General features: G+C 38.1%; 9 protein-coding genes. 8 read left to right on the top strand and 1 reads right to left on the bottom strand.

The window, feature by feature from the left end:
• The first annotated feature begins 56 nt into the window (after nt 1–56).
• Nucleotides 57–1,073 (top strand): DnaD domain-containing protein, encoded by a 1,017-nt coding sequence (locus tag L1999_RS17195; protein ID WP_235739667.1) that lies wholly within the window; start codon nt 57–59, stop codon nt 1,071–1,073.
• A gap of 291 nt (nt 1,074–1,364) precedes the next feature.
• Here L1999_RS17195 and L1999_RS17190 read toward each other — a convergent pair whose 3' ends face one another.
• Nucleotides 1,365–2,597, bottom strand: a complete 1,233-nt coding sequence (locus L1999_RS17190) for a cytochrome P450 (RefSeq protein ID WP_235744377.1) — start codon at nt 2,595–2,597, stop codon at nt 1,365–1,367.
• Nucleotides 2,598–2,880: 283 nt separating this feature from the next.
• Here L1999_RS17190 and L1999_RS17185 point away from each other — a divergent pair, with 283 nt between their 5' ends.
• From L1999_RS17185 to L1999_RS17155, 7 genes are all read left to right on the top strand, one after another.
• Entirely contained in the window at nt 2,881–3,399 is a 519-nt protein-coding gene (locus tag L1999_RS17185) for a PadR family transcriptional regulator (RefSeq protein ID WP_235739666.1), read from the top strand.
• A 203-nt stretch (nt 3,400–3,602) separates the two neighbouring features.
• Nucleotides 3,603–4,100, top strand: a complete 498-nt coding sequence (locus L1999_RS17180; RefSeq protein WP_235739665.1) for a MarR family winged helix-turn-helix transcriptional regulator — start codon at nt 3,603–3,605, stop codon at nt 4,098–4,100.
• A gap of 24 nt (nt 4,101–4,124) precedes the next feature.
• Entirely contained in the window at nt 4,125–5,885 is a 1,761-nt protein-coding gene (locus tag L1999_RS17175; RefSeq protein WP_235739664.1) for an ABC transporter ATP-binding protein, read from the top strand.
• Nucleotides 5,878–7,722 (top strand): ABC transporter ATP-binding protein, encoded by a 1,845-nt coding sequence (locus tag L1999_RS17170; protein ID WP_235739663.1) that lies wholly within the window; start codon nt 5,878–5,880, stop codon nt 7,720–7,722. The genes L1999_RS17175 and L1999_RS17170 overlap by 8 nt, the downstream gene beginning before the upstream one ends.
• A 256-nt stretch (nt 7,723–7,978) precedes the next feature.
• Nucleotides 7,979–9,211, top strand: a complete 1,233-nt coding sequence (locus tag L1999_RS17165; protein WP_235739662.1) for a cytochrome P450 — start codon at nt 7,979–7,981, stop codon at nt 9,209–9,211.
• Nucleotides 9,212–9,561: 350 nt separating this feature from the next.
• Entirely contained in the window at nt 9,562–10,761 is a 1,200-nt protein-coding gene (locus L1999_RS17160) for a sensor histidine kinase (RefSeq protein ID WP_235739661.1), read from the top strand.
• Between the two features lie 20 nt (nt 10,762–10,781).
• Nucleotides 10,782–11,432 carry a response regulator gene (locus tag L1999_RS17155; RefSeq protein WP_430539974.1) on the top strand — a complete coding sequence of 217 codons (651 nt, stop codon included), beginning with the start codon at nt 10,782–10,784 and terminating at the stop codon, nt 11,430–11,432.
• Nucleotides 11,433–11,629 lie beyond the last annotated feature (197 nt).

Here is an 11,629-nt window from a genome sequence, read left to right as displayed (position 1 = left end):
TTTCTATATATAATCTATGTGATCAATTTTATTAGTAGAAAGGTTTGGGATGGAAGATGGCAAAGTATAGAATGGTACGTACTGATTTTTGGAAGAACCCGATTGTTCTGGAAGAGATGACACCAGAGGACAAATTTTTTTATCTTTATCTTCTTACAAATCCAAATACCACTCAAATTGGAATCTATAAGATTACAAAAAAACAAATTGCTTTTGATTTGGGCTATTCGATAGAGGGGGTTCATTCATTAATGGAACGATTCATCACTCATCACAAGCTGATCCGTTACAATCCTGAGACGAGGGAACTCGCCATTAAAAACTGGGGTAAAGACAATCTGCATAAAGCAGGGAGACCAGTCATGGATTGTATTTATTCTGAACTAAAGGAAGTTGAAGATACCTCACTTATTCATTATGTTTCAGAGACCATTCAGAAACAGGAAATTCATAGTTTATATGAATCTTTTTGTAAGGAAGAAGGGATGTTAATTGAAAAGGAAGGTATCGATCAAGACTATGGAATTGGAGAACAAGCAGATGTAATTCTTACTAGTTATATGCTTGGAAAAGAAAACCACCAACAACAAGATTCTCCGGACATTGAGGGAAATCCAGACATAGATATTCGTTTAGAGAATCAACAACAGGATGTCAATGAAATTATCGAGTTTTGGGACGCTAATGAATTTGGTTTTGAGAACGTGAATGCGAAAAAGCAGCTGTTATCTTGGTTGGATCATTCAAGTTTTTTACAGCCGAAAGAAATGATTTTAAAAGCGATGATTATTGCTTGTGCAAATAACAAGCGAAGGCTGAGCTATGTCGTCGGAATATTGAAAAACTGGGAAAATGAATCGATACTTACCGTTGAAGATATCGATGCGTATCAGGTGAACCAAAAGTTCCAAGCAAAATATAGGCAAGAACCACAATTGTTTTTAACTGGAAGTGATATTCCAAGCGATTTTGTATTTGACGTAACGGATGGTGAAGATTGGAGAACAGTAAAACAGACGATTCACCTTAGTGAGAATTGTAAATCACAAATAATTTCGGACAGCTCTGCGTAATTTCCCGTTTTCGATCGTCATAAGAGCCTTTGTTAAACGGTCCAAAAAAAACCTTTCTATTGGACAAAATTATCAGATATAATAGTTAATCTGTTCAATAGAACCTTCCTATTGGACAAAATCTTCGGATCTCATAATTAAACTGTCCAATAGAGTTTCTCTATAAGACAATTTTAAGAAATCCTAGAGAATTTTGTCCATTAGGCTCCTAAAGGAACATCCTATAGAATAAAGAAAGCAACCAAAAAAGGGAACTACCAGGAATAATCTGGTATCCCCTTACTCAAATCTTTACTTATAAGCCTTCATCGGTAGATTAGTTAAGGACTGTCCCGTAGCTGAAGCCGTTAAATTCTCTTCTAAATTGAACCCTTCAACAGATTCAATCCGAGCAAACTTTTGTAAGAATGCCTCTAAAGCAATTTTCATCTCTAATCGTGCAAGTGGTGCACCTAAACAGATATGTGGACCATTTCCGAAGGTCAAATGCCTTTTATTATTGGAACGATGAATATTTAAAGAAAATGGGTCTTCAAACATATCTTCATCCATATTACAAGCACTCATCCATGCAATGACTACATCACCTTTTTTCAATTCAGTGCCTAATAAATTATTATCTTGTTTTACAGTACGATCTCTCCTTGACATTTGAAAACGATAGCGGAGCATTTCCTCGACTGCGTTTGGCACTAATTCTATATGATCTCTTAGTTCCCCATATAAAGACTGGTTATCATAAAGCAAGGAAAAGAAAGAATTGGCAATCGCATGACTTGTGGTTTCAACCCCTGCACCTAAAAGCAGCATGGTAGTCTGAACAATCTGCTCATCCGTAAACCTTTCGCCATCTACCTCTGCACGGATTAAATCGGAAATAATATCATCAGAAAGGTTCGAACGTTTTTGGACGACAATCGGATAAAGGTATTGGAAATATTCTTTGGCAGCCTGTTGCTTTGCCAGTTCAATATCCTCCAGCCTGTCCTTGTCATAAGGTTGGAAAAGAATATCAACCCATCTTTTGAATTGATGCTGGTCTTGTACCGGTACCCCAAATAAATCGGTTATGACCATACTAGGAAGCGGCGCAGCCAAGGCTTCAACAATGTTAACAGTTGAGTTTTCTTCTATGGCATCCACAAGCTCGGTAGCAATTTGTTGAATACGCGGTTCCCAGTTCTTTAAACTGCGGGGAGTGAATGCAGCAGCTAACAAAGAGCGTGCTTTCCGGTGCTGAGGTGGGTCTATAAGAGTAATATTCATAATAGGTGAAGTTTCTTCTTGTTTGTCTTTAGCTCCAACAAAAATGGTGGTTCTAGGTCCTTGACTCGAAAAATATTCATAGTTACTTAACACCTGTTTAACATGTTCATACTTAAACACATTCCAAGTATTTGTTCCTTCATGATAATAAACAGGGTGATTGTAAAGCATTTCTTTGTACCAATTAATTGGAAAAAACTCTTCTGCACGAGATTGGAAATTTGTGATTTCATTCATTGGAATGACCTCTTGACTCATCATTTTCTTCCTCCTTTGAAATGCCTCTTGCTTAATTTAAATTACTCTAATCAGAGTAATTTTTATAGTGTAATTGGTACTAAAATATTATATCTTAATTCTTCTGAAAAATTAGATAAATAGGCTTTGTTGCACTTGCATTATAGTGAATCTTTAGATCATGAATTGGAAATGAGGGGGTATGGGTGAGAATGGCTTAATATGTTAAAATTTAAGAGGGTAAAAGAACTAATTATAAGAAAGGTGAATTCCCATGTCTCTTTCTCTATTTATACTAGGGAGTTTGGCTAATGAAAATAGCAGCCCCTACCAACTAAAGAAAGCATTGCTAGATGTCATTCCCATAAAAATAAGTGAAGGAAAATTTTACTATAATTTTGAATCGCTACAAAAAAAAGGACTCATTGAACCGGTCGAAACCATTCAGATAGTCAATCGTCCAAATAAAACCCTGTACGGAATCACTCAGGAAGGTATACGTTTTCTTGAGCAAGAGATTTATAACAGCTTTAAAAAAGTATCAAAGATAGAGGATTTGTACATATCAATCTATCTGTTAAAATACATTGATTCAGCTAAGGCAGCTCTTTTCCTTGAGAAAACGATAAAAAGAGAAAAGAATCAATGGGAAGAATTTAAACGTGCTAAAGATAAAGTAGAATTCAAAGAACGAATGGAATTACTTGATGATAAACAGCGGAATGCGGTTCAATTTATTAGTGAACACGCATTTAGCCAATCAGAACATAATATTTATTGGATGGAAAAGCTCTTAACTTTTTTAAAGCAGATCTCAGGATGAAATTTTTAAAAAAGCCTGCGATAAAAATTAAACTTTTAAGGAAGATGACTCTGATTATGGAGTCATCTTTTTTCTTTAGAAGAAATTATTATTTATGTATAGGAACCCATTGACAGAAGCTATATGTAAGCATAATATATATCGTATAAGATGCATCGTGTAGGATATATCGTACGGGATATTTTGAAAGAAGGGGATTATAAATGAGTGACCGAGCAGATTTTATCCGTGAATCAATTGAATTTTTACATCGTTATTTGGTAAAAAGCATACAGAGATTTGCTGAAGGACATGGTTTCACAGTTCCTCAAATGAGGGTTATGGGGGAAGTGTTAGTCAATGAGTCCATCACCATCAAACAATTGACTCAAAACCTAAAAATGACTCAAAGTACTGTTTCGGATATTGTGGAACGACTGACAGCAAAAGGAATTTTGTTAAAAACACCCAACCCAAACGACAAACGGTCTGTCAACATTTCCGTTACAAACGAAACACTGAATGCCATAAAAGAGATTTCATCAGAACCTGTAAATAAAGCAGTAAGAGATGCTTTAAGCTTTTTAACTCCTAACGAGCAGGAAACTGTTGAGGAAGGAATGCGGTTGTTTATCACGGCCGTAAAAGAAAAAATGGAACAGGATGGAATGGATGACATGGAGTCATTTGATATCCACTTCATTCCAAGAAATGATTCATAAACATAACCGAGGAGAGATTCATTCATGCTGAAAATCTTTAAATATTTTCAAAAGCTAGATTGGCTGTTGGTTTTGTGCAGCTTGGTTTCCATCGTGACACAAGTATGGCTGGATTTAAAGATTCCCGATTATATGGAGGAAATCACCAAGCTTGTACAGACAGACGGAAGCAAAATAAGTGACGTCCTCATCCAAGGCGGCTATATGCTATTATGTGCTATTGGCAGTATGTTGGCATCGATGGTAACTGTATTTTTGGCAGCGAGGGTGGCGGCAGGCTTTTCGGTCCGATTGCGCGGCATGGTGTTTGATAAGACATTGTCTTTCTCAATGGAGGAAATCAGCCGTTTTTCCACTGCCAGCCTAATTACGCGGTCCACAAATGATATCATGCAAGTCCAGATGTTAATTATTATGGGATTGCAGGTTGTAATCCGTGCTCCGATTATGGCCGTGTGGGCTATATTGAAAATAACAGGGAAGGCCTGGGAATGGACGGCTGCGACAGGTATTGCGGTTGCCTTCCTATGTGTGTTGATTGCCATCGTAGTCTTGGTGGCATTACCAAAGTTCAGGGTCATTCAATCTTTGACAGACCAATTGAACCGGGTAACAAGAGAGAATTTGTCGGGTATCCGAGTCGTCCGTGCCTACAATGCGGAAGGGTATCAGGAAGAAAAATTTGAGCAGGCGAATAATGTATTGACCAAAACAAATCTATTCACAGGTCGGACGATGGCCATCTTGTTCCCATCCATCGGGCTCATGATGTCTGGGATGAACCTTGCCATCTATTGGATTGGGGCCGTGTTAATTAATAATGCTCCGATGGTGGATCGATTATCCCGGTTTTCCGACATGGTCGTTTTCTCCTCTTACGCCATGCAGATTATCATGTCCTTTATGATGCTGTCGATGGTGTTTATCATGATGCCGCGTGCAGCCGTTTCGGCAAAAAGGATTAATGAGGTGCTGGATACTGAGGTCAAAATTGAAGATGGAAATGCAAAGGATACCGAAAAAGTCACAGGTGTAGGAGAAGTTGAATTCCGCAATGTTAGCTTTAAATATCCAGATGCAGAAGATTATGTATTAAAAAATGTAAGTTTTAAAGCCCATCAGGGGGAAACAGTCGCCATCATCGGATCTACAGGCAGCGGAAAAAGCACACTTCTAAACCTGGTTCCACGGTTCATGGATACATCCAAAGGAGAAGTGCTCATTGACGGTGTCGATGTGAAGAAATACTCCCTGGAAGCCTTAAGAAATAAGCTGGGATATGTATCCCAAAAAGCGATCATGTTCAGCGGCAGCGTTGCTTCGAATGTGGCATTTGGTGAAGTAGAGAACAAACCCGTAAGTGATATTGAAAGAGCAGTTGATATAGCACAGGGGAAAGAGTTTGTAGAAAAAATGGAAGGCCAGTATGAGGCAGAAATAGCTCAGGGAGGAACGAATATCTCGGGAGGCCAGAAACAAAGATTATCCATTGCCCGTTCCATTTATAAAAACCCAGAAATTTATTTGTTCGATGATTCTTTTTCGGCCTTGGATTATAAGACCGACCGGATCCTGCGTTCACGCCTAAAAAAAGAGATTAAAGATGCTACCTCCATCATTGTTGCGCAGCGGATTGGGACCATTATTGATGCGGACCGCATAATTGTCCTTGATCAGGGCGAAGTGGCAGGCATCGGTACACACCAGGAGCTTATGAGAACATGTAACGTCTATCAAGAAATTGCTTACTCGCAATTGTCAAAGGAGGAGCTGGAAGTTGGCTGAGAAAGAGTTTGCTAATCAGGGTCACCAAACTGAACAATCTAAAGGGCCACGCCTAAAAGGACGCCAAAGAGGCTCTCAAGCGAGTCAAGGCAGAAACCTTTCGCAAAGCTTTAAACAATTATTCACTTATTCGCGTGCATATGTACCGGCGATTGTTGTTGCCCTGATCCTATCAATGGCGGGGTCCATCTTTAATATCGTTGGTCCTCACATGCTTGGGGATATAACTGATACAATCACCAAAGGAATGATGACAAAAATTGATATGGATGCCGTTGTTCACGTGGCAACTATTCTTGTTATTTTTTATTCATTAATGTTCGTGTTTCAATATGTCCAAGGTTTTATCATGGCGACCGCCACACAGCGGATTTCGAAATCTTTAAGAAATGATCTATCAAAAAAAATGAACCGTTTGCCGTTAAAATACTTTGACTCAACAAGTACTGGTGATGTGCTTAGCCGTGTGACCAATGATGTCGATATGGTCGGTCAAACACTGAACCAGAGTATAAGCGGGTTGACTTCAGCCATTACGTTATTCCTGGGTTCGTTGGTGATGATGTTTTGGACGAATTGGATCATGGCGATTGCTGCTGTTTTATCCACATTCATTGGTTTTGCGTTAATGTCCCTACTAATTTCAAAGTCACAGGTTTTCTTTGGACGTCAGCAAAAGCAGCTTGGCAAATTGAACGGGTATATTGAAGAGACCTATTCAGGACACAATGTAGTAAAAGCTTATAATGGAGAAAAGATGGCGAAAGCAACTTTTCAGGAAATCAATACTGGGTTGTATGACAGCGCCTGGAAATCACAATTCCTATCCGGTCTGATGATGCCATTTATGATGTTTGTCGGAAACCTTGGCTATGTCGTGGTTTGTATTGTCGGAGCGGCCCTTGCTGTCAATGGCCATATCTCATTCGGTGTCATTGTTTCCTTTATGTTGTACATTCGTCTTTTCACTCAGCCGCTTACCCAGATTGCCCAGGGAGCCACACAGTTGCAGTCAACAGCCGCGGCCAGTGGGCGTGTCTTTGAATTTCTGAATGAAAAAGAACTAGCCGATGAAAGTGAAAAGAAAGACAGGCTTGAAACGGTTACAGGCGATGTAGAGTTCAGAAATGTACACTTTGGCTATAACGAAAATAAGCCAGTCATCAAAAACTTCTCGGTAAATGTCAAGGCAGGGCAAAAAGTGGCGATTGTCGGTCCGACCGGAGCGGGCAAGACGACTTTGGTCAATCTGCTGATGCGTTTCTATGAAGTAAATGATGGGGAAATCTTGATTGATGGTGTGCCGATTAGTCAGCTTACCAGGGGGAATCTTCATGATTTGTTCTGTATGGTCCTTCAGGATACATGGCTGTTTGAGGGCACGATCCGTGAGAATATCATTTATTCCAGCAAGGGAGTTACTGAGGAAGAGCTGGAGTCAGCTTGTAAAGCAGTCGGGCTGCACCACTTTATTAAAACCTTGCTTAATGGATACGATACAATCCTTGATGATAAAGCGAGCTTGTCCGCAGGTCAGAAACAGCTGATTACCATTGCCCGTGCAATGGTGAAAACTTCACCATTGCTTATTTTAGATGAAGCAACAAGTTCCGTCGATACTCGGACAGAAATGCTCATCCAACAGGCAATGGACAAATTGACAGTGGGGAAAACATCATTTGTCATTGCCCACAGGCTATCAACCATTAAAAATGCTGACATGATTCTTGTCATGAAGGATGGCGACATCTTCGAAACAGGAACCCATGAAGAACTGTTGAAGCAAAATGGTTTCTATGCAGAGCTGTACAACAGTCAGTTTGAAGAAGCATCATAATTTTAAAAGATTCTTTTCTAATATAAATAGTCCCTGATATTGTCAATCCCAAAAGGAATGTTGATATCAGGGATTTTCTTTTTTAAAAGCATATAAATCGAATTTTCTGCCCGAACGTACATCCGAACATGCCCAAAAGTCCGATTTCTAATATTTGCATGTTTTATATAATAGAAAAGTAAAGGTTTTCAAAATTAATAGTTTTAAAGTCATGACGGTTTTTTACAGGAAATAAGAAGAAAAGAAGGGTGAACACATGCAAAAGGAAATTATTTCTATGCAAGATATCACACAATTTAAAACGAGATCTGAAGAGTTTTTTCCATTAGAGTGGTATAGAAAGATGCTTAATAATAATCCAGTTTATTATCATGAAGGTACAGATACCTGGAATGTTTTTAGGTATGATGATGTTAAAATGGTATTAAGCAACCATGAAATATTTTCAAGTGTAGGTTATAGAACCACGATAGGGGTTGGCGCGAATAATAAAGAGGGATCGATCCCAGAAAAAGTAAATATCTCAAGTGTCGATCCGCCCCAGCATTTTAAAAGCCGATCTTTATTGTCAGCAGCGTTCACCCCACGGAGCCTAAAAAGTTGGGAACCTCGGATCCAACAAATTGCAAATAAATTAGTAGATGACATGGTGCCAGGCACCATAATTGATATTGTCGAAGATTTGGCTGGACTCTTACCTACGATGGTCATGGCAGATTTGATTGGTGTGCCTTCGAAGGACAGTCTTCAGTATAAAAAATGGGTGGATGTTCTATTTCAACCTTATACCAAGGAAAATCAGAGGGAAATCGATAAGAAAAAGCAACAGACTGCAAAAGAATACTTCCAATACCTGTATCCACTTGTTGTGGAAAAACGTTCAAATCCCTCTGATGACATCATCTCAGATTTACTGAGAGTGGAGATAGATGGTGATAGATTTACAGACGATGAAATCGTGCGTACAACGATGCTATTATTAGGGGCAGGTGTTGAAACAACAGGTCATACGCTCTCAAGTATGTTTTATTCACTTTTATATGATGATCAAGACTTATATGGCCAATTAAGAAACGACCTGGATCTTGTTCCGAAAGCTGTGGAAGAAATGCTTCGTTACCGGTTCAATGTCGGAAAGAGAGAACGATTCGTAAAAGAGGATACTGATGTATTGGGTGTACCAATGAAAAAAGGAGATGTCGTCATAGCGTGGATGAGTGCAGCCAATATGGATGAACGTATGTTTGAGAATCCGTTTAAATTGGATATTCATCGTAAGAATAATAAAAAACATCTAACCTTTGGTAACGGCCCGCATTTTTGTCTTGGTGCCCCTCTTGCTAGATTAGAACTAAACATCGCCTTGAAAACATTCTTACAAAAAATTTCGCGAATTGAACCAATTGAGTCATTTGATTTGGAGAATAATTTGATGAATTCAGCCCCAGGTCAATCGTTGGTGCATCTACCTATGAAAATATATAAATAACAATAATATTAGAAGAATAGTAGTTAAGAAAACGAGTTGAATTTAATTTGTGATTCTAACAGATCTAATATATGAAAAAAAGTCGACTCGCCTGCCAAAAATTCTGGTTAGGAGAGTCGGCTTTTTTTAAGTTGTTAAATGTTTTGTTGCTCTTTGTGTAGATGTTAATTGGAGTGGGAATAAACATCCAGATTTAACACAACTTTTTCTGAAACAGCTACAGGTATGATGATCGTGGGGAACAAAGAATCTAATAACTAGAATATAGTCTAAATGTACTAAAGGGCATGTACTATTGGACATGGCATAAATTTATCCTTCATTTATAATAGAAGAAGGGTGGTGCAAAAGTGAGTAAATTTCACACTTATAAGGATTTTACTATTTTTAATATAACAGATGGCTTTTTAATCTCAAAAATTGTAAATATTTTCTGGATCATATTAATTTATAGCGGAGCATTAATTTTACAGTATCTTAAAGGTGTATTGGTCATCCAAAGTGCGGTGACTACTACATTAATTATAGCAATTTATATTTTTATCTATTGGTTTTCCGATTCACTTACAAAAAAACGAAGCTGGCTTTACTTTTTCGTTCAAGGCAGCTTAATATTTGTTTCTTCCTTTTTGGTTCCAAAAGGTTCACCCGTTATATTGGTTGGCCTTCTTCCTTTATTAGTTGCCCAAAGTATTATTATTTTTCAAAACAATATAAAAATCCTCATCGTTTTTACGGCCGCCTATTGTTTTTATGGCACAGCGATCTGGTTAAACTACGGTTTACATGAATTACCCATTTATATATTAATATTTTTTATAAATGTGACAATTGTAAATTTTTATTCGGTTATATACAACAGGCAGGTTCATGCGAGATTGCGAATGGAATCTTATTTACATGAACTAGAAAAAGCTCATCAAAAGGTGGAGCAGCTAACTTTAGCCAATGAAAGACAGCGGATGGCAAGGGATCTCCATGATACTTTAGCCCAGGGGTTAGCTGGTCTAATCATGCAATTAGAAGCAGTCGATGCTCATTTAAAAAATGGGAATATGAATCGCTCGGAAGAGATTATCCAAAAGTCTATGATACGGGCTAGAGAAACCTTGAAAAATGCGAGGACGGCCATTGATAATCTAAGAGAAATGGCAATAGAAGAGACAGATTTGTACAGGGAGGCATTAAAACAAATAAAAGGGTTTACCGATGCCACTTCTATCCATGTAAATTATGAGATTGGTCAGGTCCAAAAATTATCGACCTTTAAAATGGAGCACTGTCTGTATATATTAAGTGAAAGTTTAGCGAATGTGGCCAAGCATGCACAAGCCGAGAAAGTTCGTATCGTGATAAAAAAAATAAACCATCAATTAAGGATGGAAATTGAAGATGACGGTATCGGGTTTAAGGAAAATACGATTGGTAACAATTTAGGGAAATACGGCTTACTCGGATTATACGAAAGAGTCAGGTTAATCAATGGAGAGATAGATATTAAAAGTATGCCTGGCAGGGGAACAAAAATTAAAGTAACTGTACCAATCTAATGTTAAGGGGGTTAGATGTAGTGACTAAACATAAGGTATTAATCGTGGATGATCATTTGGTTGTTCGAGAAGGGTTAAAATTAATCTTAGAAACCAATGAGTTGTTTCAAGTAATCGGAGAGGCAGAGAATGGGGAAGAAGCGCTAAAGTTCATAGAAAATGAAAATCCTGATGTTATTTTAATGGACTTGAATATGCCGGTTATGAGCGGTCTTGATACCATTAAAGCCCTAAATGACAGACTAGTATTGATTCCAATCATCATCTTAACTACCTATAATGAGGATGAATTAATGATTAGGGGTTTAGAATTAGGTGCTAAAGGTTATTTGCTAAAGGATACAGGACGGGAAGATCTTTTCCGGACTATTGAATCTGCCATCAGAGGAGAAACGCTTTTACAACCGGATATCATGCTTAAACTCATGGGAGCAAAAGAAAAGAAAATTAAAGTCATGTCTTCCTTTGCAACGTTTAACCTGACTGAAAAGGAACTTTTTATCATACAGGCAGCTGCCAAGGGTTATCGAAATAAAGATATAGCTTTTGATATGGGGATTGCGGAGCGGACTGTAAAGGCTCATCTAACGAATATTTACAATAAATTAGGTGTCAATACTAGAACAGAAGCGGTTGCCGTCTCTCTAGAGCAGGGATTAATACACCTTTAACATTTGCCCAATCGTACATAGGATAATTTTTAACCTGCGGGTGAAATGGTACGGTCATTTCCGTTGATGGCGGATGGACGGCTTATTAAAATATCAAATAGCTTTAAATACCTCGACAAATGTCGGGGTATTTTTATGGATGAAAAAAGCAAATATATTACGAATTCTCACAAAAAATTACGAGCGATTAATCTCTC

Source organism: Neobacillus drentensis (assembly GCF_021560175.1).
In the GTDB taxonomy this organism is placed as follows: Bacteria; Bacillota; Bacilli; order Bacillales; family Cytobacillaceae; genus Neobacillus; species Neobacillus drentensis_A.
Note: the sequence above shows the minus strand (reverse complement) of the source record. Positions and strands in the feature narration are given on the sequence as shown.

Excerpts from the sequence above, each read along its gene's own strand:
- L1999_RS17195 (WP_235739667.1), top strand. The coding sequence starts at position 57 with ATGGCAAAGTATAGAATGGTACGTACTGATTTTTGGAAGAACCCGATT.
- L1999_RS17190 (WP_235744377.1), bottom strand. The coding sequence starts at position 2,597 with ATGAGTCAAGAGGTCATTCCAATGAATGAAATCACAAATTTCCAATCT.
- L1999_RS17180 (WP_235739665.1), top strand. The coding sequence starts at position 3,603 with ATGAGTGACCGAGCAGATTTTATCCGTGAATCAATTGAATTTTTACAT.
- L1999_RS17175 (WP_235739664.1), top strand. The coding sequence starts at position 4,125 with ATGCTGAAAATCTTTAAATATTTTCAAAAGCTAGATTGGCTGTTGGTT.
- L1999_RS17165 (WP_235739662.1), top strand. The coding sequence starts at position 7,979 with ATGCAAAAGGAAATTATTTCTATGCAAGATATCACACAATTTAAAACG.